This is a genomic window from Citrobacter sp. C13 (assembly GCF_014596815.2).
Taxonomy (GTDB): Bacteria; Pseudomonadota; Gammaproteobacteria; order Enterobacterales; family Enterobacteriaceae; genus Citrobacter; species Citrobacter portucalensis.
Genome location: NZ_CP115024.1, coordinates 2,394,329 through 2,417,529 on the forward strand (window position 1 = coordinate 2,394,329; position 23,201 = coordinate 2,417,529).

The following is a 23,201-nucleotide window of genomic DNA, read 5'->3' on the forward strand; positions in this document are numbered from 1 at the left end:
GGAAATTGCTATGCAACATCAATTACTGATTAATGGCGAGCTGGTCAACGGTGAAGGTGAAAAGCAGCCAGTCTATAACCCTGCCACTGGTGAACTCATTCTGGAGATTGCTGAGGCGTCAGCCATGCAGGTTGATGCCGCTGTACGTGCAGCAGACGCCGCGTTTGCCACCTGGGGGCAAACCACGCCGAAAGTCCGCTCTGAACTGCTGCTGAAACTGGCGGATGCTATTGCTGATAACGCGCAAACCTTCGCTGAGCTGGAATCACTTAACTGCGGTAAACCGCTGCACTGTGTTCTCAACGATGAAATTCCCGCTATTGTCGATGTTTTCCGCTTCTTCGCCGGTGCGGCGCGTACCCTGCAAGGACAGGCGGCCGGTGAATATCTGGAAGGGCATACCTCGATGATTCGCCGTGATCCACTGGGCGTGGTGGCCTCTATTGCGCCGTGGAACTATCCGCTGATGATGGCGGCGTGGAAGCTGGCTCCAGCGTTGGCTGCGGGAAACTGCGTGGTGATTAAACCGTCAGAAATTACCCCGCTGACGGCGCTTAAATTAGCCGAATTAGCCAAAGACATTTATCCGGCTGGCGTGATTAACGTGCTGTTTGGTCGCGGTAAAACGGTGGGCGATCCGCTGACCGGCCATGAAAAAGTGCGTATGGTTTCGCTGACCGGCTCCATTGCAACCGGCGAACACATTATTCAGCACACCGCGCCGTCAATTAAGCGTACGCATATGGAACTGGGCGGAAAAGCTCCGGTGATCATTTTTGATGATGCCGATCTGGATGCAGTGGTGAGCGGCGTGCGGACCTTTGGTTATTACAACGCCGGGCAAGACTGTACCGCCGCTTGTCGAATTTATGCCCAGAAAGGCATTTATGATGCACTGGTCGAAAAACTTGGCGCCGCCGTTGCCAGCCTGAAAATCGGTCCGCCGAATGATGAATCGACCGAGCTGGGACCGGTGAGCTCGCAGGCACATCTCGATCGCGTGACTAAAGCGGTCGATGAGGCTAAAGCGTTGGGCCATATTAAGGTCATCACCGGCGGTAAAAAAGTGGATGGTTCAGGCTACTATTTTGCCCCGACGCTGCTTGCTGGGGCGAAGCAGGACGATGCCATCGTACAGCGGGAAGTTTTCGGTCCGGTGGTCAGCGTGACCGTATTTGATGATGAAGATCAGGTGCTGGCATGGGCCAACGATTCGAAATACGGACTGGCATCCTCTGTCTGGACCCGGGATGTTGGGCGAGCGCATCGCTTTAGCGCTCGCCTGCAATATGGTTGCACTTGGGTCAATACCCATTTCACGCTGGTTAGCGAGATGCCGCACGGTGGGCAAAAACAGTCCGGCTATGGAAAGGATATGTCGGTTTATGGGCTGGAGGATTACACGGTTATTCGCCATGTTATGATCAAGCATGAGTAATATCTTAAGCGCGATCGGCGAATGGGGCACGGATAGCTAAATATTGGCATACGTGTGTCTATACTATTCGCGCCACTGGCCTCGTCGCCATCGGACGGCGGTAAGTTGGAAATATCCGCGAGGTCAGGCTAATTGATACAACAAAGCCCCAGCATATAGCCGGGGCTTTGTGCTTTCAGGATCGCCATCGGGTTTATCTACGGCCCAGACTGCAAAGCCAGGCGAGTAGGGCACAGACGCTCAGAACCAGCCCCAGTTGCTGCACCATGCCTGCTAAACCCAGCATCATCCCAAGTAACAGGTAATAGCTTAATCCGAACAAAGCACCGGCGGCACCGGCCTGTTCACGGTAGTGACGCAGCGCCTGACTCAGCACATTGGGAATGGCGATACCATAGGCAATCACCACGCCGAACACCGGAATCAGGATCCACGCGGAGTGCTGTAAACACCACGCGACGAGACCTGACAACGCTGCCAGCACACAGGCATAACGTACCAGTCGCTCCGGCGTCAGACCAGTCGTTAACAGTCTTCGGTTCAGCAGGCTACCTGACAGAGAAGCAAACGCAAGTAGTAACCCCGTCCAGCCAAAGGCTCTGGAGCTCCATCCTAATTGCCCGAAAAGAAACGGCGCCAGACTGTAATAGCTAAACAGCATGGTGTTCAGTAGGGCAACCAGCATGGCGTTTTTCCGCAAATCATTGTCCCGCATCATGCGGGAGAACAATCCGGCAAGCTTCGGGCTGAGCGTATGTTCGGGCCGGGTTTCTGGCAGCATGGTCGCTGTCAGTATTAGCAGTAGCAACGCCAACAGCACAAGGGCAACAAAGACACCGGTATGGCCATACAGGCTTACCAGCCAACCGCCGCTTAGCAGGCCAAAAACTGGACTCAATGCCAGCGCAGCACCCATTACAGAAAATATGCGGGATAGCGCAGTTGATTCATAACAGTCCCTTAGCATGGTCTGTACCACGACCGACCCGGCAGCCGCACCGATGGCGGAGATCATCCGCGCCAGCAGCAAAACGCTGAAGTCGGTGGCAACAACAGCCGCTGCGCAGCCTGTTCCATAGCAGATAAGTCCTGCCAGCATCGCCCAACGTCGTCCGATGCAGTCGCTCAGCCAGCCCCACATCGCTACGCCGACGGCGAAAGCAACAAAATAAACGGAGAGCGTTTGAGCCGCGCGCTCACTGCTTACGTGAAAAGAGATAGCGATACCCGGCAATGCCGGGCTGTAAATGGTTTCCACCAGTTGTGGAAACATAATCAGAAGCGTAAGAAGCAACAGCGGTGGGCGACGAAGTGTGTTCATAGCAATATCCAGACAGATAGAAAACAGGCGGGCATTATTGCTGAAAGGAATATGTCGTATTACCATTATCATGACTTTAAATATCAAATATCAGACAGATAATGAAAATTGCCCCCGATGATGCTTTTGATGCGGATAGCTTTGATAAACCGGTAATCGGTATTGCTGCCGATATGGGCGTACATGATTCCGGGCGGCACAGTCATCTTCGTCATCAGCTACTTTTTTCGGCAGCGGGAAGTATTACGATTGAACTGGAGCAGGCCCTGTGTCTGCTACCGCCACGTCGTGCGGTTTGGATCCCGGCAGGCACGGTACATCGCGCCATAATGCGTGGTGTGATGGCTTATCGCTCTTTGTATTTTTCAACCACATTGCCGTTATCTGAGTTACCACTGCAGATAGTCGAAGTAAATCCGCTTTTTTTTGAAGTGATAGAACGTATGGCATTCTGGCCATGGGAAATGCCAGCCGCACAGCAGTCCAGCCTCATTACTGTTTTTTGTGAGGAAATGCGTGCCGCCCGCAGTGAAAACTGGACATTGCAGTATCCCTCAGATCCGCGGCTTAACGTGTGGCTCAAGGGATTACGCATGGGCGAACTGCCACCACGCCTGAATCAATTGTCCCGACAGGTTGGGGCCTGCGAGAGGACGATCAGTCGAATATTTATCAGGGATACCGGGATGAATTATCAGGACTGGCGGCAGCAATTTAGGCTGTTAAAAGCCATGGAGATGTTGGCTGACGGAGGCCATATCAGCCAGGTTGCGCAATATCTGGAGTTTGTCAGCGACAGTGCTTTTATTGCGTTCTTTCATCAGCATACCGGCACAACACCAGGCCGATATTCGGGCAATATAATGCCGCAGAAGGATTAGGGGTATTACATATTAAGGATAATTTACCCAGTGATAGCAGAGTGGGAAGATCGTTTACTGATGGCAGAGAGAAGATCCTCTCTGCCAGCGGACGCTGCAATTAATCAAGAAGAGTTACATCAAGCAAACCAGCCGAACCTTGCGGATATCAGACTGAAAAGTCCTACAGCAGCAAATATATTTATCAGCACCACAGTTTTACTGGAAACATTCATTTTTGCCACCTTTCGTTTTAACCCTTATGGGTATAGTACGGCTTATAACTATCCGCAATAGTACGAATTCTGAACATAATGAAAATGGGTTGTTTTACAGCCGTTTTTCTTAAATTAATTAATAAAACTTGATGTGAGTCATGAAAAAGAGCATATTGCGCGCGATTTTCCCTTCTGGCCAGGATGCCTTAAATGTCCCTATACCAAAAAATGTTGGTTTTTTATGCGGTGATGGCCGTCATCACGGCAATCATCACCTGGTTTCTTTCCCGCGATAAAAAGCGGATTCGCTTTCTTAGCGCGGTATTAGTCGGGGCGACCTGGCCGATGAGTTTTCCCGTTGCGCTGATGTTTTCTCTTTTCTGATGACGGCGTATTCGCCGTTTCAGGAGAAAAGCAGGGCATCTAATCGTTTTTTGTCGGTTTCAGTGACATCCTGTGGGTGCTGATATCCCGCATTCTCATTCGCACGGGTGTACAAGGCAACCAGCCAGTCGTAAACGTAACGGCTTGCACCATGCGAGGGTTGTTCATCCAGCTTCGTCAGGCGTAGCATCGGCGATTGCTTCGGCGCGCTAAAAATAGCCGATCCTTTTTGGATCCTGCTGGCAGGGCGCTGTTCCTCAGCAACGTCGGCAAATCCAAGCCAGGTAATAAAATCACCAATATCGGCGTGTAGCTGCGCGGCACAGACGTTTTCTCGCTGCATAATGCGCTGTAAGCGTTGTGGCATCTCCAGGCGATAACTGGTGGTGACGAGAATGTCGGCAACCTGCCTTAACGTACGGGGATCGAGTCGTAAACGACGGGCATTATTTTCATCGCGACACCACTGGCGCATGTGGTTAATCCACATTTTGTGTGCCTGATATCCGGTTTCCTGGCTTTCTGGCGAGTGCAGTGTGTCACGCACCTCGGCAAAAAGATCAATCTCTTCATTAAATAAACCGCTTACCTGCTCCTCGCGCGGTTGCTGAATACGCAGCAGCGACTCAAAAATGCGCATCGGCGGGAGCAAACCATCCAGCAGTTCGCCATGTTTTGCCGCTTGCGCCTGTAACTGGCGGATCACCGACTCGTGGCTACCCGATTCGGCTTGCGCGGGATTAATCCAGATTATCAGGGTTTCGCGGATGCGCTGTTGATGCTGCTCGCGTAGAGAGGTCAACCTGGCCTGGCGCTGCTGTGGTGAAGTTGCCTGAGTCAGCCATTCGACAAGGCGTTGTAAGCTATGTTTATCCAGCGCCTGCAACGTACCCCAATGCAGCCCGGGCTTGCCCATTAATTGCTGCACGGATTCATCAAGGTTTTGCTGGGTACTAAAACGCGCATCCTGCGGGGTAATGGCCCAAACCACGCCCGGTAATGCGGCATCATGAACGGGTTGGGTATCGTTGACCCAGCCCAACAGCTTGCGGGTGATGGCGGGCGTCTGGGCGCGGGTAGAGACCGCGTTGCAGATTAAGAGCACATCCGGTTGCAGATGCTGGCGATAATGTTCCAGCATCCAACCTAATTTTGCCTGCCACAGTGGATGCGGATGAGCATCCGGGGCGAGGGGAATATCGAGCAGATCGACATTCTCCAGCACCGCGTCTTCAACCGTCAGGACCAGCTCGCGCGTGAGCAGCGCCAGTGACGGCAAAGAAAGGCTGACCGCATTGAGCAACTGATGATTTTCAATCGGATGAACCACCACATCGCTTTGCGCCTCATTATTGCCGGTCAATGCCACCTGGGTCAGGAAACTTTCGGCAGGTAAACCAAAATGATCAACCAGCAGGCTCAGCGGGGCCGCTAATTCTTGCGCGTGTCCGGTTTGTTGCAACGTGTGCGCCAGCGCCAGCCACTGCTGCGTCAGCTCCGGTTGTTCTCCCCACAGTAACGCCCAGGCGTTTGCCCGGGTAGTCAGATCCAGTGCGGGTAGCAACGTGGCAAACTGGTGCCATAGCGCATCGTCAATTTGCTGCTGGTTTGCCGGTACGCAGGAACGCCAGAAACGACCGATTGCCGCGACATCATGTGCGGTAATGCCCGGGACCGGGTGACGCTGACGCAGCGTTTGCCATTTTTCCAGGCGCGCCTCAATAATCGATTTCTCGACCTGTCGGTTGTCCGGGAGCGCACTGAACTGGGCGATAAATAGCTGTACCAGTTCGGCTTCACTGAGCAACCGCAGACGCAACGGCCATTCGCTATCATGCGGATTTTCATCGCGCGTAAAGCGGATCGCCATATTGGTTGGTGCATGGCCCGGATTAATATGCGAGAAATAATCAAAGCTGCGATCCGGGGTAACAATATTCACTTTGCCAGCGGCATTGCTGCACAATGCCGCAAGCAGATGTGCTTTTGCCGATTGTGAATGTCCGTATAACCCTATACATCCTTGCGATGAAAAGGTCGTCTTCAGCGCAGATTCACTCACTACGGCTAGCGTAAGCTGTGCCAGCAGGGCATCCGCTTCATCATCAAGACGCGCTGCACGTTGACGGGTATCTACCACCCACTCGATGGCGGCCTGCGCGGTATTTAACATCTTACTCATTTCAGGTACACGCTCCCGCTATCAATCCAGTAATGGCTTCCGCTATGGCGACGGTCTGCCAGCGTATTCAGTTTTAACGTTAAGGCATTGGCGGCAACGGGGGTGCCATCCTGTAACCAGGCATCACTCAGGATGAAGAATTCCGGGCCACTTTCTTTGCTGCCGCCGCGTAGCTGCAGCCGAACATTCAACACGCCATCTCCGGCGATAGTTTTTGCCAGTTCGGCAGAGTTTATGCTGAGCGTATACAGCGGCGTGGCAGGCCAGCGGCTGTTTGCCAGTTGCCGGAATCCTAACGTCACGTTGCCACGTAACGGGAAATGCAACCGGGCATCCAGCTTCGCCCCAGGTTTATCCAGATCAATATCGTGATACCAGATGTTCTCATCACGCAGGGTATTGACCGTATTATCCAGCACACCGAGAAAGCGTACGGTCGAGTAAGCTCCGATATCGGCAGCTTTAAAGTTAAAGCGTGGCAAACGCAAATCCAGCGCCAGGCTGCACAGCATAGCGCCTACAGCAGCGGTGGATTTAGGGTTACCAATTCGCCCCTGTTGGCTGAACGGATACCACTCATGCACGCGGTAGTTATCCATCCAGATCATACGGTTAACCGGGACAGGTTGCAGATGGCGGATCAACGCCTGTACACCCGGTAAACAGGCGGGCCTGCCGGTCACTAATAAGATATCGCAGCGATAATGTGAAATGGCCTCACAAACCGCGTGCAGCGGGGAAGTCAGGGTAAATTGCCCCGCCAATAGTGCTTCTTGTAACTGCCTGAACTGTACCTGTAACGGCACGCTCAGAACATCAAACGCAGGCGACCCTGCTGGCAACGCATGGTCGATAGCTTGTTGGATGTAGTTCATCACGTTGCGCGTGGGTTGTTGACTCAGGAGTTCCCCAAAGGTGGCATGTAGCCCGGCGACCGGGTCGTTAATATCGCTTTGTTCCCAGGCAGAGAGGACCGCATGACCGAGCGGCATAAAGAGCTGCAACGCCGTTTGTTGACGCAGAATTGCCTGAGTATCGATGCGCCCGGAATCGCCAAACAGCGTGGCCAGCAATGCGGCGGCGTCGGTCACGCCAGCCTGTTGTAAGCGGGTTTGCAGCGCAGGCAACACGCAGCGCTGAATCACGTCCAGCAGCATGTCATCGCCCGCAACTTTAAAACCTTCACGGAACAGCAGATGCGGGGTAATTTTGACATTCGCGCCAACGCCGTCATCAAGCTGGTAATGAACGACGGCCATATCCGTTGTCCCGCCGCCAATGTCGATCGATGCTACGCGCAGCGCACGGCCTTTAGTCTCACCAGGCTCCGGCAAACGGTCCGGGCGGGCAAGGGCGTTAAAGAACGATTCGGTGTGGCCATCGTAGTGTGAGATAGCCTCGTTATACAGCCACACCAGCTGCCCGCAACTGGCTTCATCCCATTCCATCTGAATTTCAGGTACGGGAACCACACTTTTTTCCTGCTGCTTACGGGTGGTGAAGTCTTCATCCTGCGGGTGCCAGCCCATCGCTTTCCAGACCAGGGCAATAGCTTCAAACATGCGCAGGCGGAAAATCTCGCGCTCCTGTTTGGGCATCGCCGACGGTAGGGTCAGGATCAGCGTCCGCAACTGACGCGGAGACGCCGGGAATCCGAGGCGCAAACGCGTCGCTACGCTGTTAATTTGCCCCAGCGCCTGGGCCAGTATTTCGCACAACATATGAGTCATCAGCGTGCTGCGGCTGTATTGTGGTGAGAACACTGGTAGACGATCGTCCTGCGGCAGGCTGAACAGCGGTTGCCCGTCATCGTTCATCAGGTTCATCAGCGGGAAGGCGGTAGCCAGCGGTTCGCGCTGGGTTTTGCCATTCATCTGGCTAAAGCGCCAGTCATGCAGTACCGGCGTTTCGTCCCACAGATAACGGCGCGGGCTGGAGATCCCACTGTTGCCCTCGGTGCCCATACGCTGCATCGCCAGCTTACGGGCTTCATCACCCACACGCACAATCGACGGCCAGATAAAGGCGTCATCACGTCCGCTTTCAACGGAAAAATGTTGCTTACCAAAGCGCGCTTCGGAAAACTCCAGCCGACTGGTGAATAGCGGATCGTTGAGGAACTGCGGCTCGCTTAACGAACGGACCTGCAATTCAGCGGTCTGACGCAGCCCGTCATTGGCATCCCCGTGATCTTCAATCAGGACACCACAGGTATGGGTATTACCGATATCCAAAATAAGATCGACGGGAATGGCGGGTGTGCTAAGGGTGTGCGTAACCAGTTTCACTTCCGGGACAGAAAGCTGCTCACCTAACAGGGTCAGCACATTCAGCCAGTGCGCCTGGTATTCAAAGTTACGCAGCGCCTGCTGGATCTCTTGTTCTGAGCGGTTCTCATGTTGGGTGACATGGTGCATAAAAGATTCGCGCAACCAGCCGTCAATCCAGGTCTGGTCAAGGAAATCAGCAATTTCGTTGTCATGCCAGGCCAGCGCAAACCGTGTACCGTTAAGCAGATCATTTTCGTTGGGAGTTAACGCCGCAGGGGCATTTTCAGTAAGTTGGCTGTCCAGCGCTACGGTAACACGGTGGGTGTTACCCGCGCTGTCCGGCTGCGCAAGCTTTCGCACCTGCACGCGTGCCCAGTTATCCGGGCCTTCAACAAACGTACGCGGCGGGTTAAAGCGCAGAAACGGCAGCGGCAGCCAGACGCCGTCGAGCACGTCCAGCGAATAATGTAACGTCTGGGTACTTTCCGGCTTCACCACTTCGGGTTGTGCGCCGGTGCTGCCCGGTAGGGTATAGCGTCCTGACGTCAGATCGAAGTCCAGTCGCAGTAGCGGACCGTTTGCCGTTTTGCGCACAAAGCGTCCATGGTGCGCAGATTCCTGCGGCGTGAGGCCGAAATCCAGAAATTGTACACCGCTATTGGCGATGAGCGTCACGCTCTGTTTGTAATCACACAGATTCACCAACATAAAATCAGGCACCTATCTTTTTGATCGTCAGAGGGATTTCCGCGTGATCGTCATAACGCGCGGTACAGGCGGCGACGTCGTTGGTTCCCGCTTTACAGGTAATTTCAGGCATCGGATAACGTGACCCGTCGGTACAACGGGCATTGCCGCGACTCTTAATCATTAATTCACCCGACTGGTGCAAACCGGAGAAAATCTCGGCACGACAAACAATATTGTCACCATGAACCACGCGTGCAGTGCCTTTATTGGCCTGGATCTGATAGCGCAGGGACGGCGCTTTGCCGCTCACCGGATCTTTAACATCGACCATGACGCGCCAGTTACCGTTGAGAAAACGTGTCGTTCCTGCCTTCATCTGGTTGGCATCCATCACCAGTGCATCTTTTGGAATTGCGGCAATCACCACCGGTCCTTCGACAGGTTTCTCTTTCTTCACAGCGGGAGTCACTTCAGCACGATGCAGGGGCAGTGCAGATGTCAATGCTGGCAGCGGTGCCATATCAACCTTAGCGACTTCAACAGCGGCGACTGCGGGTCCGGGCTGGGCGGTCTGTTGCTTCCACAGCAGCGGCCCAACGATGGCTGCAATAATCACTGCGGCAACGGGCAGGCTCCACAGCGGCAGGCGGCGTATGGGCTTCTCCTGTACCGGCGGCGCAGTAACTTCAGGTTCGTTAACAATGACCGGGGGTTCAGGTTCAGTCGGTTTTGGCAGATCAACGACCGGCGTCAGTAAGGGGACATCGGCCTCGGCAAAGGTAATTTCCGGTGCGATTTCTGCTTCCTGTTCTGGCTCTGCTACGGTAACCACAGGAGGAACATCGGCAATGCGCAGGCAGTCGAGGACATCGTCGCGGGGATTTTCATTCAAATTGACGAAGCCCCAGAACGTAATAACGGGTTTGCCATCAACCAGAAATACGTGGTTTTCACCGGGAAACTGGATGGCTTTTTCGAGCAGCGAGCCAAATAGCTGTAGCGAGGTTTTCCCCGATTGCAGACTTTTACGGCTCAGGGTCGCCGCATTTTCCAGCGTGCTTCCCAGATAGCGCAGCGCACGAAAACGTGCCTCTTCATCAGCGGCTTTCCACGCCACGGCTTTCCCTTCTATCGGGGAATACCAGTCAACCCGATCGCCGCTGTCGTTAATTTGTGGGATTGCCAGACAATCCACCATCGCCTGCTGTTTACGCAGACGAAGCGTTTCACGAATTTGCAATGCTGAATCAAACACGGCCTGACCACCGCCGCCCACGGCCTGATAGTCATCCAAATTGCCGCTGCGCAAGAGAGTTTTTGCCACGTTGTTACCCCTTAGACTTCTTCACGTATCTACTTTACGTTTTATAAAAACGAGCAAACGGCGAAAGAGAGGCAAAAAGGGGCTAATTTTCATGGCATAGAGTGCCGGGAAAAATCTTGACGTTTTGAAAAAGACTTAAGGGAAATTAATTCGCTTAGGGTGATGAATTATTCAGCGAAATACACCGGATTAGAATAACCTGATAGTGATTTGTTATTGGTCAGTTTTTGTCAGCTATGCTCTGATATCCCTGTTAATAATAAAATAAGAAGGCTTATAACCATGATTGCAAGGAAAACGATACTCGCGCTGGCTCTCAGCGCCGTCTTACCGTCAGGCGCTGCGTTCGCGGCCAATACTGACACCATCATCTATTGCTCTGAAGCATCGCCGGAGTCATTTAACCCGCAAATTGCCAGTTCAGGTCCTTCATTTGTGGCCAGTTCACAGGTGCTCTACAACCGACTCATCAACTTTGATCCGGTAAAGAATACCCCGATACCGTCTCTGGCAACGGACTGGACGATTTCCCCGGACGGTAAGACTTACACGTTTACCCTGCGTCAGGGCGTGAAATTCAACAGTAATAAATTCTTTAAACCGACCCGCGACTTCAACGCTGATGACGTGATTTTCTCGGTATTACGGCAGAAAGATGCCGATCATCCGTATCACAAGGTTTCTCAGGGAAGCTACGAATACTTTAACGATATCGGTCTGGATAAACTGATTAAAGAAGTGAAGAAGGTTGATGATTTTCACGTTCAGTTTGTCCTCAATGAACCTAATGCCGCGTTTCTTGCCGACTGGGGTATGGATTTTGCCTCCATCCTTTCTGCGGAATATGCCGACGCGATGCTGAAAAAAGGCACCCCGGAAAACGTCGATAACTGGCCGATTGGCACCGGGCCTTACGTGTTGCAACAGTACAAGCAGGACTCGCAAATCCGCTATCTTGCCAACCCTAACTACTGGGATGGCGCCGTTCCAACGAAGCACCTGATCTTCTCAATCACGCCAAACGTCCAGACGCGGCTGGCAAAACTGCAAACCAATGAGTGCCAGATAATCCCGGCGCCAGCCCCCGTACAGTTTGACGAGATTAAAAAGAATAAAGATTTGACGCTGCATTCGGTTGAAGCGCTGAACGTCGGATATCTGGCGTTTAATACCGAGAAAAAACCGTTTGATAACGTATTGGTGCGTCAGGCGCTAAACTACGCGACCGATAAAAAGGCCATTATTAACGCCGTCTTTTTAGGTTCCGGTACGGTGGCAAAATCGCCGATTCCGCCGAATATGATGGGCTTCAATAAAGATCTGCAGGATTACACTTACGACCCGCAAAAGGCGAAAGATCTGCTGAAGCAGGCGGGGCTGGAAAACGGCTTTGAAGCGACGCTGTGGTCAATGCCGGTTCAGCGCCCTTACAACCCGAACTCCCGACGGATTGCTGAGATGATCCAGAGCGACTGGGCAAAGGTGGGCGTGAAGGCGAAAATTGTGTCGTACGAGTGGGGGGAATATCTCTCCGGAATGCGTAAAGGTGAGCATGACACCGCGTTGTTTGGCTGGATGTCAGACAACGGCGATCCGGATAACTTCGCCGATGTGCTGCTGGGCTGCGACAGCATAAAAACCGGATCTAACGCCGCGCGCTGGTGCGATAAAGAGTATAATTCGCTGGTTCAAAAGGCGAAGCTGGTGAGTAAACCGGAAGAGCGCGCCGCGCTTTACCAGCAATCGCAAGAGATTTTCTACCAGCAGGCTCCGTGGATAGCCCTGGCAAACGGTAAAACGTTCTACGCTACGCGCAGCAATGTCAGCGGATACAGCGTCAGCCTGATGGGCAGTGATTTTTCAAAAGCAAAATTAAATTAATGAGTTAAGGAGAGGTTATGTCGCATCTGGATGAGGTCAGCGCACGTGTTGATGCCGCCATTGAAGAGAGCGTCATTACGCATATGAATGAATTGCTGATTGAGCTCAGCGATGATGTCGCGTTGAGCCGGGAAGATCGCTATACCCAGCAACAGCGTTTGCGTACGGCGATCGCACATCATGGCCGTCAGCATAAAGAAGATATGGAAGCCCGTCGAGAACAGTTGACCAAAGGCGGCACAATCCTCTGATATTTCCCTTATCCGACCTACAGGCACGTTCTGTAGGTCTGATAAGCGAAGCGCCATCAGGCAATTAAAACGAACGTCTCGCCACCAGCCACGCCCCGATGACCAACAGCACCGCGCCACAGACCGGACCTACCAGCGCCCGCAGCGGCACGCCGTGACTACGTAGAATATCCAGCACCAGCCCGCCGATTAACTGGCTAGCCACCAGCACCGCGATAGTGGTAGCGGCCCCCACATTTTGGTACCCATTGATGCTGGCAAAAACAAAGAACGATCCCAACAAGCCGGGGATGAGCGTCCACCAGCGCACGCTGGATACCAGTTCTCCAAATCCCGCAGCTCCTTGCTTAAACCACAGTATGCTGACAAACAGCACGATCCCGACCAGCGAGTTAAGTAACATGGCGATAAGGATCGTCGAAGACGTCTGCGTGATGCGTACCATCAAGGTATTTTGCACCACCAGACCAATACCCGCGGCAATCAGAAAGGAGAGGGTCAGCGTCTGGTTCATCTAAGGGCATCCGGTTCGCGGCGATTGTCTAACTGTAACTGCATGAAGGTTAGATCCAGCCACCGCCCAAATTTAGTGCCAACCTGCGGCATTTGCGCGGTGGTTTTAAAGCCCAGCAAGCCGTGCAGATGCAGTGATGCCTGATTTTGAGACTCAATACCTGCCACCATTACATGCTTGCCGCATGCGCGGGCTTCGTCTATCAGTCTGCTGAGCAGTGCCCGTCCTAGCCCTTTTCCCTGATGTTCAGGATGAACATACACCGAATGTTCAACGGTATGACGGAAGCCATCAAAGTTACGCCAGTCGCCAAAGGAGGCGTATCCCGTAACCACGCCATTCTCTTCACTCACCAGCACCGGATACCCCATCAATTGTCGGGCTTCATACCAGGAAATACGGTTTTCGGCATCGACCGTTTGATCGTTCCAGATAGCCGCCGTATGCAGTACCGCATGGTTGTAGATTTCTGCAATGGCGGCGCAGTCTTCTTTGCTGGCAAATCGAATTGACATGTTGAACCTCAGGGCTTGTTCACTATAGTATTACAATATGAATACTATTGAAGACAGCATAAATCAACGGATCAGTGCAAGAATTCGCATTGAGCGGGAATCCCGAGGTTGGTCACTCACGGAACTTGCCGAGCGCGCGGGTGTGTCGCGGGCGATGATCCATAAAATAGAGCGCGGCGAGAGTAGTCCAACGGCTACGCTGCTGGGCAGGCTTTCCGGTGCGTTTGGCATCAGCATGTCTACCCTGATTGCGCGGGCTGAAATGCAGGAGGGCAAGCTGCTGCGCTTCGTCGATCAGCCCGTCTGGCACGACCCGCAAAGTCACTATCTGCGCCGCCATGTTTCACCGCGCAGCGATCTGCCTATCGATCTGGTACAGATCGAATTACCCGCCGGAAGCGACATCCCGATGCCAGCCTCTTCCTATGTGCAGGCCAGACAACTTATCTGGTTACAGCAGGGTGAATTAGTCTTTGTCGAAGGGGACGTACGCCATGAAATGCAGGCAGGTGATTGCCTGGAACTAGGCCCGCCGAATGACTGTCGGTTTATCAATGAAACCGCGCAACCCTGCGTTTACCTGGTTGTGCGGTTAAACCACGTCGTCAGCTAAATAGCAGGCACAGACTGCTACTATTGATGGATTCATGCCAAAAGCAGAGGAGCACATCATGGGTCAACAGACTAATCGTAACCGTCGCTGGGTACTGGCTTCACGCCCGCATGGCGCGCCAGTCCCGGAGAACTTCCGTCTTGAAGAAGATGAGGTGGCAACGCCAGGTGAAGGCCAGATTTTGCTGCGCACCGTTTATCTTTCCCTCGATCCCTACATGCGTGGCCGTATGAGCGATGAGCCATCTTACTCACCACCAGTAGAGATTGGTGGTGTTATGGTGGGGGGGACCGTAAGTCGCGTGGTGTCATCCCACCATCCGGACTACCAGCCAGGCGAATGGGTATTGAGCTACAGCGGTTGGCAGGACTATGACATCTCCGACGGTAACGGGCTGGTGAAGCTTGGCGATCATCCCGAACATCCCTCCTGGGCGCTGGGTGTTATGGGTATGCCGGGGTTTACCGCTTATATGGGCCTGCTGGATATCGGTCAGCCGAAAGCGGGAGAAACGCTGGTGGTAGCCGCCGCAACCGGGCCGGTTGGCGCAACGGTCGGGCAGATCGGTAAGCTTAAAGGTTGTCGGGTGATCGGTGTGGCGGGTGGGGCAGAGAAATGCCGACATGCCACCGAGGTATTGGGCTTTGATGTTTGCCTCGATCACCACGCACAAGATTTTGCGCAACAACTGGCAAAAGCCTGCCCGCAGGGGATCGATATTTATTACGAAAACGTCGGCGGAAAAGTATTTGATGCCGTTCTGCCACTGCTCAATACCTCAGCGCGGATTCCACTTTGTGGCCTTGTCAGTGGTTATAACGCCACGTCGCTTCCGGCCGGACCTGACAGATTACCGCTGTTAATGGCAACGCTGCTGAAAAAGCGTATTCGCATGCAGGGTTTTATCATTGGTCAGGATTATGGGCACCGCATTCATGAATTTCAGCGGGAGATGGGGCGCTGGGTTAAAGAGGGCAAAATCCACTACCGCGAGCAGGTGACCGACGGTCTGGAAAATGCGCCACAAACCTTTATCGGTCTGCTGACCGGCAAAAACTTCGGCAAGGTAGTGATTCGTCTTGCTGAGGATTGATACGTAAAGGTGGAAGACGGTGAATGCCTGTAACCAGGCCTGCTTCGTACAAAATGTAGGCCTGGTAAAATGCCAATGACGTTATCTGGATGAAAAGCGATTATTCATGGAGAAATAAGAAGGTTACTACACGAAAGCGAATAAACACTCCACATTGAGATAAATAATGATTACTATTCTCATTCTTAAAAAGGCAAAACCATGATTTTGCTCATTGAAGCTATGTGAAGCAGTAACAAACGAATTTATCAAAGGGAGTCGTCATGTCTTTACGTCATCTGTTTTCACCGCGTCTGCGTGGTTCTTTACTGTTAGGTTCACTGCTCGTTGCATCATCTTTTACTACGCAGGCCGCAGAAGAACTGCTGCGCAAAGCCGTCGGCAAAGGCGCCTATGAAATGGCGTACAGCCAGCAAGAGAACGCGCTGTGGCTGGCGACCTCACAGAGCCGCAAACTGGATACCGGCGGGGTGGTTTATCGTCTTGACCCGGTCACCCTCGAAGTGACCCAGGTGATTCATAACGATCTCAAACCGTTTGGTGCCACCATCAACAACGCCACGCAAACGCTGTGGTTCGGCAACACGGTAAACAGCGCGGTTACGGCGATGGATGCCAAAACGGGTGCGGTGAAAGGACGTCTGGTGCTGGATACGCGTAAGCGCTCTGAAGACGTTCGCCCGCTGCAGCCGCGTGAGCTGGTCGCCGATGATGCTACCAACACGGTATACATTAGCGGTATTGGTAAAGAGAGTGTGATTTGGGTGGTGGACGGTGAGACGATCAAGCTGAAGGACACCATCCAAAATACCGGCAAAATGAGCACCGCTCTGGCTGTCGACAGCAAGGCTAAACGCCTGTACACCGCCAATGCCGACGGTGAATTCATCACCATCGATACCGCCACTAACAAAATTATCAGCCGCAAAAAACTGCTGGATGATGGGAAAGAGCATTTCTTTATCAACCTGAGCCTGGACACCGCTGGCAACCGTGCATTTGTCACCGACTCTAAAGCGGCGGAAGTGCTGGTCATCGACATCCGTAATGGCAACGTACTGGCAAAAGTCGCCGCGCCGGAATCCCTGGCCGTGTTGTTCAACCCAACGCGTAATGAAGCCTACGTGACTCATCGCCAGGCCGGTAAAGTGAGTGTGATCGACGCGAAAAGCTATAAAGTCGTCAAAACATTCGAGACCCCAACGTTCCCGAATAGCCTGGCGCTCTCCGCCGATGGCAAAACCCTGTACGTCAGCGTGAAACAGAAATCTACCCGCGAGCAGGAAGCCACCCAACCGGACGATGTTATTCGTATTGCGCTATAAAATATCAGGAGGGGGAAACCCCTCCTGTCATTTCTCTAAACCCCACGATACGCCTCGTTACACCCCGGCGGTAGCCCGACCCACTTCAGGGACTTACACTACGCCCTCAACGGCTAACTGAATAACACGGGAATACCATGAAAAAGCCATTTATCTGTCTTTGTGCAGGCGTAATGCTGTTTACCCTGGCAGGATGCACCACCGATTACGTCATGACGACCAAAAGCGGACAAACCATTACCACCCAGGGCAAGCCAAAACTGGATAAAGATACGGGAATGACCAGCTATACCGATCAGGATGGAAATGCGCGGGAAATTAACAGCAGCGATGTAGCGCAGTTGATTGAAGCGAACTAAAAAAGAAGGCCTGAAGGGTTAACCTGTCAGGCCTTCAGCCATTACGGCGCGGTGCGGTGGATTTCCGCGACGCGTTTACGCACACCGAACCAGCCTGCAACCAGCAGGATGGCAATCAACGGTAACGACGCGATGGTGTAGGTGCCGTTTGGATAGTCAAACGCCATCAGCACCAGCACGCTCAGCAGGAACAGTAGGGTTAGCCACGAGGTAAACGGAGCGCCCGGCAGTTTAAAGCTGACGTCTGCCGTTTTACCTTCTTTTATGGCCCGGCGCAGACGCATCTGACAGACCATGATAAAGCCCCACGACGCAATAATGCCCAACGACGCGAAGTTCAACACGATCTCAAACACCTGCGACGGCACCAGATAGTTCAGGAATACCCCGACGACATAGACGACCAACGTGGCGAGGATCCCAGCCCAGGGTACTTGTTGACGGCTCATTTTAGCCATGAATTTAGGCGCCGATCCGCCCATCGACATGGAACGTAAAATACGCCCGGTGCAGTACAGCCCAGAGTTAAGGCTGGAAAGCGCCGCGGTGAGCACCACAATATTCATGATACTGCCGATATACGGCACGCCCAGTTTGGAGAAGAAGGTAACAAACGGGCTTTGCCCCGCCTGATAGGCATTCCACGGCAGTAACAGAACCAGCAGCACGACAGAACCGACATAGAACAGACCAATACGCCAGATAACGCTATTGATCGCTTTTGGCACCATGGTTTGCGGATCTTTGCACTCACCAGCGGCAGTGCCCACCAGTTCAATAGAGGCAAATGCGAAAACCACCCCCTGAACCAGTACCAGCGCCGGCAGCAGGCCATGTGGGAAGAATCCACCGTTGTCGGTGATCAGGTGAAAACCGGTGGCGTTACCATCCAGCGGCTTTCCAGTGCCTAAAAAGACGGTACCCACCACCAGGAAAATCACAATCGCCAGCACTTTGACCAGTGCAAACCAAAACTCCATCTCCGCGAACCACTTCACGCCGATCATGTTCATGGTGCCGATAATAGCCAGCGCGCCGAGGGCGAACACCCACTGCGGTACATCCCCAAATGAGCCCCAGTAATGCATATACAACGCCACCGCGGTGATATCGACAATGCCGGTCATCGCCCAGTTGATGAAGTACATCCAGCCAGCCACATAGGCGGCTTTCTCACCTAAAAATTCACGAGCGTAGGAGACAAAGCTGCCGCTGGAAGGGCGATTTAAAACCAGTTCGCCAAGCGCGCGCAGTATAAAGAACGAAAAAATACCGCACACCAGATAAACCAGCGCCAGAGCAGGGCCAGCCATCTGCAAGCGTGCGCCAGCCCCTAAAAACAACCCGGTACCAATTGCGCCGCCAATGGCGATCATCTGTACCTGTCGGTTTCCCATTGCTTTGTGATACCCCTCTTCGTGGGCATTCAACCAGCGTCGTTTCGCCGCATGTTGTTCCGCGGCTTGCGTGTTGTTTGTGTTCATTACTTTTCCTGTTGACCTGACAAAAATACAAAATCCTTTTTGCCGCACCTGCTGCGGCGAAAACAGCCTTACCCTTCATTGTGTTATGGGGGAAAACTGCCGGCCGAGCATCCTACATTCAATTGTTCGGTTCCGCAAAGCCCCGATAACAAGAATTCAGCATTTTGTACAGCCAGCACTGGCGCGGTGTGGCCTCGATTCAGCCAATAAAAGAGAAGGGTGTAAATACGTGGAGAGGTGTGCGCTTATCGAGACATTCATCCGATAAGCGCCATAAGGTTATGCTGATACGCCAAAGACCTGAACGGCCTGCTGTAAGCGCGATGAACGTTGAGTCAGATCGGCGGTAGCATCGGTGACACGCTCCACCATCTCGGCGTTATTGTGTGTCATGGTACCAACGCGTGAAATCGAATCGTTAATCAGATCCAGCGCCTGGGTTTGCTCACGCGTCGCCAGACTAATATCTTTGATCATCATCGACATCTGCAGGACATCGCCAATCATCCCGGTAAGATGCGTTTCCGTTTGCTCCACCATTTTGACGCCGCTATTGACGTTGGCGACATTCTTCTCAATCAGCTGTTTGATCTCTTTTGCTGCAGACGCCGAGTGCTGCGCCAGATTACGGACCTCTGCCGCTACAACGGCAAAACCACGCCCGGACTCCCCGGCTCGCGCGGCCTCAACCGCGGCATTGAGCGCCAGAATATTAGTCTGGAAAGCAATACTGTCGATAACGCCGATGATGTCGACTATCTGCCCGTTGTCACGCGATATCGCCTGCATCATGGCGATAGTTTGTTTCATGATATCGCCGCCTTCTGCCGCATTGGCGCTGGTTTTATCGGCCATGGTCATAGTATGTGCCGCAGTTTCAGCTGTTTGCTGTACCGCACTGCCAATTTCTTCAATGGCGGCTGCGGTTTGTTGCAGGTCGGCGGAGGTTTCTTCTGAACGCTTGTGCAGCGCCGTACCTTCTTTTGATACCCGCTGACTGATGGCGCGAATACCGGATATTTGCGTACTGACATCATCGACCAGGGAATTCAGATTAAGCCCGGACTGATTAACCAGACGCATCAGCATTCCGATCTCATCCACCCGATTTAAATGACAGTTATCAGGTTTTCTCCCGGAGACCACTTTCTTCATTTGCGTCAGTAGCGTATTAACTGGCTGACAAATTTGATACTTAAGGTAAATAGCAAGCATCAGAAATAAGAACAGCAACCCTCCCGCCTGAATAAATGGATTAACAGGAGCAAAGAGAAATAGAACAGCGAGCAGGGCGATTACCCCTAAAGAATAATTAACGCGCTGGCTAATGCTCAGCCATTTAAACATTGATGCCCATGACAATATTCCGCGACGAATGACAATGCCTTTAAAAAGTCGAAATCCTTTAAGCTGCTGATTATTAATTTTATGATATAAGCTTTCGCTTTGAGTTATTTCATCGCGCGAAGGAACGGTACGCACCGAGATGTAGCCGGTGAGTTTTTCATTGTGCCAGACCGGCGTAACGTTGGCGCGAACCCAGTAATGGTCGCCATTCTGCCGGCGATTTTTCACCATCCCCGTCCAGCTGTCTCCCTGCTGTAGCGTGTACCACATATCGGCGAACGCCGCGGGAGGCATATCGGGATGGCGAATAATATTATGCGGTTCGCCCATTAATTGCTGTTCGTTAAATCCGCTGGCATCAATAAACGCGGAGTTAGCGTAGGTAATATGACTTTCTTTATCCGTCGTAGAAAGCAGCGTCGCTTTATCGTTAAGTGCGTGCTCAATTTGTGTAACGGGCATGTTACTTTTCATAGAGGTCCCATGGTGCTATGTATAATCCATACAAAAATCCCCGCAATAAAATCGGGGGATATAAAAATCTGTTGTAGACCGTTTTAATAAGAAACGTTGCATTCTCTACTAATCATCAATTCTGTGGAAGTAGTTAAAATAAAAATTTCTATGTAAATCATTCATCCTGTGTCATAAAAATGAAACAATTAATACAAGCGTATAACGTGACAAGTCGTTTAAACTGACTTAACGTAAATCGCGTTAAAAAACCTTTTTGTAAAAAGAAAACTGGCATGAAATGATTTTAATGTTATTACCGTGATAGCAACGACCCTATTATATTTTGTAGGCTATTAATTGCGGGTGTTTTTCAGTTTGGCGTTACAACCTGTACTGGGCGATCCAAATTTTAACCCTGGCAGCGACAGGGGTTGTTATCTACTTTTTAGCTGAGCAAATGTGAATTAAATGTTTCAGTATGGCTATTTGATAAATTAATAATAAAGACATGTTAACAAACATAGGCTCGTAACATGTCATATCGCCTGAGTATTCTGGATAAAAGCCCCATCGGGGAAGGTGAAACTGCCGCAACCGCGCTTTCCCGGACGTTGCGCCTGGCGCAACTGGCAGAAGAGTGGGGGTATCATCGTTTCTGGATCGCGGAACACCATAATACGCCACAGCTGGCCAGCCCATCGCCAGAGCTGGTGATCGCCTGGATCCTCGGGCAAACCCAGCATATCCGCGTAGGTTCCGGCGGCGTGATGCTGCAACATTACAGCCCGTACAAAGTGGCGGAAAACTTCAATCTTCTGGCATCGCTGGCTCCTGGACGTGTCGATCTCGGCGTAGGGAAAGCCCCTGGCGGCTTACCGCTGTCGACCCAGGCGTTACAGCATGGGCTGCATCAGGAAGAAAAAGGCAGTTTTGCCGACCAGCTTTCTTTGCTTAACGATTGGCTGGCGCTGAGCGGAACGGAAAGCGGGGAGACGGTATTCCCGACGCCAATTCCACCGATACCACCGGAAAAGTTTGTTCTGGGAGCCAGTGTGCAAAGCGCGCAGTTAGCAGCGCAATCCGACTGGAATTTCATCTTCGCAGCGCACCTCAATGGTGACAAAGCGTTATTGCATGACGTTTTGTCCTTCTGGCAGACCCACAGTGCACGCCCGACGATCGTCGCCGTGCAGGTGATTGTGGCTGACAGTTACGACACCGCTGCGCAACTGGCGGAAAACGTACAACTCTGGGGCGTGGAGCTGGAAGATGGTCAACGTGTTACGGTAGCCAGCGAAGAACAGGCGCTGGCGTTTGCCGCTCAGTCTGGCAGCCCACCACGCAAAATCGCGCGTCGTGAACAGGCGTTGTTACACGGCACCGCTCAGGAGGTGATGGCAAAGCTGAATGCTCTGCATACGCAATTTGGTATTGACGAGTTCATTATCGACACCCCAGTGGCGCAAGGGCATGCGCGTCTGACATCGCTGCGTTTGTTGGCGCAAGCCCATAACACCGTGGAGGTGCTCTGATGACCCTGGGCTCAACGCTTATCGACTGGCGTCGTGAACTACATCAGCATCCGGAGCTTTCTCTGCAGGAGGTAGCAACCACGGCGCGCATTCACGCCTGGTTGCACGCTGCGGACGTCGACATTCTTCCGTTCGAGCTGAAAACCGGTCTGGTCGCGGAAATCGGCCAGGGGGAAGACGTCATCGCGCTGCGGGCGGATATCGACGCGCTACCGATAGAAGAAAGCGCCGACGTTCCGTTTCGCTCCCTCACGCCGGGCGTGATGCATGCCTGCGGGCATGACGTCCATACCAGCGTCATGCTTGGTGCAGCACTGCTGCTAAAACAACAGGAAACAACCTTACCGGGGCGAGTACGTATTTTGTTTCAGCCAGCTGAAGAGAGTTTCGGCGGCGCAAAAACGTTGATCCGCGCCGGTGCGCTGCAAAACGTAGCGGCTATTTTCGGTATGCACAATGAGCCCGGTTTGCCGGTGGGCGAATTTGCCACACGCGGCGGCGCATTTTATGCCAATGTCGACCGCTTCGTACTGCGCATTAATGGCAAGGGCGCACATGCGGCGCGTCCGCATGAAGGTAAGGATGCCATCCTGCTCGCCAGCCAACTGGTAACGGTGCTGCAAAGCGTTGCCAGCCGCGACGTTAACACGCTGGATTCGGTGGTGCTCAGCGTGACCCGTATTCAGGGGGGAAACACATGGAACGTACTGCCGGAGTCCGTTGAGCTGGAAGGGACACTCAGAACGCACCGAACCCAGGTACAGCAGCAGGTTAAGGCTCGGGTTAATGACATCGCCGCCGGATTTGCCCACGCCTTTGGCGCACAAATCGACGTAATCTGGCATGCGGGACCAACCGCATTGGTAAATGACGATCGTTGGGCCAATATTGCCACCGCGGTGGCGAAACAGTCAGGCTATACCACCCACCATGCCGACCTGCATATGGGCGGGGAGGATTTTGCCGTCTACCTGCAAAATACGCCTGGCGCATTTGTCAGTATTGGCAGCGCCAGTGAATACGGATTACATAACCCGGGATTCAATCCGGACGAGCGTTTAATTGAACCTGCCGCGCATTACTTTACGCAGTTAGCAAAAACGGCATTCGCACACCTTTAAGTTTACCTGTTGGGTAGGGGTTA

20 protein-coding genes are annotated in these 23,201 nt (G+C 52.8%); 11 read left to right on the forward strand and 9 right to left on the reverse strand.

Translation table 11 applies throughout. The annotated features are described in order from the left end of the window. Positions 1-10 precede the first annotated feature (10 nt). Positions 11-1,438 carry an aminobutyraldehyde dehydrogenase gene (gene patD / locus IB222_RS11450; RefSeq protein ID WP_149384225.1) on the forward strand — a complete coding sequence of 476 codons (1,428 nt, stop codon included), beginning with the start codon at positions 11-13 and terminating at the stop codon, positions 1,436-1,438. Between the two features lie 193 nt (positions 1,439-1,631). On the opposite strand, the gene IB222_RS11455 is transcribed toward patD, so the two are convergent. Beyond that, positions 1,632-2,759 (reverse strand): multidrug effflux MFS transporter, encoded by a 1,128-nt coding sequence (locus IB222_RS11455; RefSeq protein ID WP_149384226.1) that lies wholly within the window; start codon positions 2,757-2,759, stop codon positions 1,632-1,634. Positions 2,760-2,860: 101 nt separating this feature from the next. Between IB222_RS11455 and IB222_RS11460 the strand changes: the two genes are divergently transcribed. After that, positions 2,861-3,640 carry a helix-turn-helix transcriptional regulator gene (locus IB222_RS11460; RefSeq protein WP_148361944.1) on the forward strand — a complete coding sequence of 260 codons (780 nt, stop codon included), beginning with the start codon at positions 2,861-2,863 and terminating at the stop codon, positions 3,638-3,640. 119 nt (positions 3,641-3,759) lie between these two features. Here the strand turns inward: IB222_RS11460 and yncL are convergent, their stop codons facing one another. Then, the gene (yncL, locus tag IB222_RS11465) at positions 3,760-3,855 is read right to left on the reverse strand and encodes a stress response membrane protein YncL (RefSeq protein ID WP_071524268.1); all 96 of its coding nucleotides are present in this window, start codon (positions 3,853-3,855) and stop codon (positions 3,760-3,762) included. Positions 3,856-4,047: 192 nt separating this feature from the next. On the opposite strand from yncL, the gene IB222_RS11470 reads away from it, so the two are divergent. Beyond that, the gene (locus IB222_RS11470) at positions 4,048-4,221 is read left to right on the forward strand and encodes a GhoT/OrtT family toxin (RefSeq protein WP_003020198.1); all 174 of its coding nucleotides are present in this window, start codon (positions 4,048-4,050) and stop codon (positions 4,219-4,221) included. Between the two features lie 19 nt (positions 4,222-4,240). Here IB222_RS11470 and IB222_RS11475 read toward each other — a convergent pair whose 3' ends face one another. Genes IB222_RS11475 through IB222_RS11485 form a run of 3 tightly spaced genes read right to left on the reverse strand, consistent with a single transcriptional unit; the run spans position 4,241 to position 10,687 of the window. After that, on the reverse strand, positions 4,241-6,403 hold the full coding sequence (locus tag IB222_RS11475) for a virulence factor SrfC family protein (protein WP_149384227.1): 2,163 nt from the start codon (positions 6,401-6,403) through the stop codon (positions 4,241-4,243). After that, positions 6,400-9,381: a virulence factor SrfB gene (locus IB222_RS11480; protein ID WP_126957581.1), complete on the reverse strand. Its 2,982-nt coding sequence runs from the start codon at positions 9,379-9,381 to the stop codon at positions 6,400-6,402. Before IB222_RS11480 ends, IB222_RS11475 begins: the two co-directional genes overlap by 4 nt. Before the next feature lie 4 nt (positions 9,382-9,385). Next, positions 9,386-10,687 carry an SrfA family protein gene (locus tag IB222_RS11485; protein WP_149384228.1) on the reverse strand — a complete coding sequence of 434 codons (1,302 nt, stop codon included), beginning with the start codon at positions 10,685-10,687 and terminating at the stop codon, positions 9,386-9,388. A gap of 282 nt (positions 10,688-10,969) precedes the next feature. Between IB222_RS11485 and IB222_RS11490 the strand changes: the two genes are divergently transcribed. Together IB222_RS11490 and IB222_RS11495 are read left to right on the forward strand one after the other, a co-directional pair. Next, positions 10,970-12,568 carry an ABC transporter substrate-binding protein gene (locus IB222_RS11490; protein ID WP_149384229.1) on the forward strand — a complete coding sequence of 533 codons (1,599 nt, stop codon included), beginning with the start codon at positions 10,970-10,972 and terminating at the stop codon, positions 12,566-12,568. A 17-nt stretch (positions 12,569-12,585) separates the two neighbouring features. Further along, entirely contained in the window at positions 12,586-12,819 is a 234-nt protein-coding gene (locus IB222_RS11495; protein ID WP_003020183.1) for a YdcY family protein, read from the forward strand. Between the two features lie 64 nt (positions 12,820-12,883). Here IB222_RS11495 and IB222_RS11500 read toward each other — a convergent pair whose 3' ends face one another. Next, positions 12,884-13,333 (reverse strand): DMT family transporter, encoded by a 450-nt coding sequence (locus IB222_RS11500; protein ID WP_148361949.1) that lies wholly within the window; start codon positions 13,331-13,333, stop codon positions 12,884-12,886. Continuing rightward, the gene (gene mddA, locus IB222_RS11505) at positions 13,330-13,848 is read right to left on the reverse strand and encodes an L-methionine sulfoximine/L-methionine sulfone acetyltransferase (RefSeq protein WP_149384230.1); all 519 of its coding nucleotides are present in this window, start codon (positions 13,846-13,848) and stop codon (positions 13,330-13,332) included. The genes IB222_RS11500 and mddA overlap by 4 nt, the downstream gene beginning before the upstream one ends. Positions 13,849-13,885: 37 nt before the next feature. Here mddA and IB222_RS11510 point away from each other — a divergent pair, with 37 nt between their 5' ends. The 4 genes from IB222_RS11510 to IB222_RS11525 all read left to right on the forward strand — a co-directional run bounded on the left by IB222_RS11510 (position 13,886) and on the right by IB222_RS11525 (position 17,238). Further along, entirely contained in the window at positions 13,886-14,461 is a 576-nt protein-coding gene (locus IB222_RS11510; protein WP_003833097.1) for an XRE family transcriptional regulator, read from the forward strand. A 58-nt stretch (positions 14,462-14,519) separates the two neighbouring features. Next, complete coding sequence (locus IB222_RS11515) at positions 14,520-15,554, forward strand: NADP-dependent oxidoreductase (protein WP_148361950.1); 1,035 nt, start codon at positions 14,520-14,522, stop codon at positions 15,552-15,554. A gap of 263 nt (positions 15,555-15,817) precedes the next feature. Further along, positions 15,818-16,879 (forward strand): YncE family protein, encoded by a 1,062-nt coding sequence (locus IB222_RS11520; RefSeq protein WP_149384231.1) that lies wholly within the window; start codon positions 15,818-15,820, stop codon positions 16,877-16,879. Positions 16,880-17,016: 137 nt separating this feature from the next. Continuing rightward, a complete protein-coding gene (locus IB222_RS11525) occupies positions 17,017-17,238 on the forward strand; it encodes a YgdI/YgdR family lipoprotein (RefSeq protein WP_003833091.1) in 222 nt (73 codons plus the stop codon). 41 nt (positions 17,239-17,279) lie between these two features. Here IB222_RS11525 and ansP read toward each other — a convergent pair whose 3' ends face one another. Together ansP and IB222_RS11535 are read right to left on the reverse strand one after the other, a co-directional pair. Continuing rightward, positions 17,280-18,722: an L-asparagine permease gene (gene ansP / locus IB222_RS11530; RefSeq protein ID WP_149384232.1), complete on the reverse strand. Its 1,443-nt coding sequence runs from the start codon at positions 18,720-18,722 to the stop codon at positions 17,280-17,282. 279 nt (positions 18,723-19,001) lie between these two features. Then, positions 19,002-20,543, reverse strand: coding sequence for a PAS domain-containing methyl-accepting chemotaxis protein (locus IB222_RS11535; protein ID WP_079937291.1), 1,542 nt, complete (start codon positions 20,541-20,543; stop codon positions 19,002-19,004). A gap of 515 nt (positions 20,544-21,058) precedes the next feature. On the opposite strand from IB222_RS11535, the gene IB222_RS11540 reads away from it, so the two are divergent. Next, positions 21,059-22,057, forward strand: a complete 999-nt coding sequence (locus IB222_RS11540) for an MsnO8 family LLM class oxidoreductase (RefSeq protein ID WP_149384233.1) — start codon at positions 21,059-21,061, stop codon at positions 22,055-22,057. Next, positions 22,057-23,178 (forward strand): amidohydrolase, encoded by a 1,122-nt coding sequence (locus tag IB222_RS11545; protein WP_149384234.1) that lies wholly within the window; start codon positions 22,057-22,059, stop codon positions 23,176-23,178. The genes IB222_RS11540 and IB222_RS11545 overlap by 1 nt, the downstream gene beginning before the upstream one ends. The last annotated feature ends 23 nt before the right edge of the window (positions 23,179-23,201 follow it).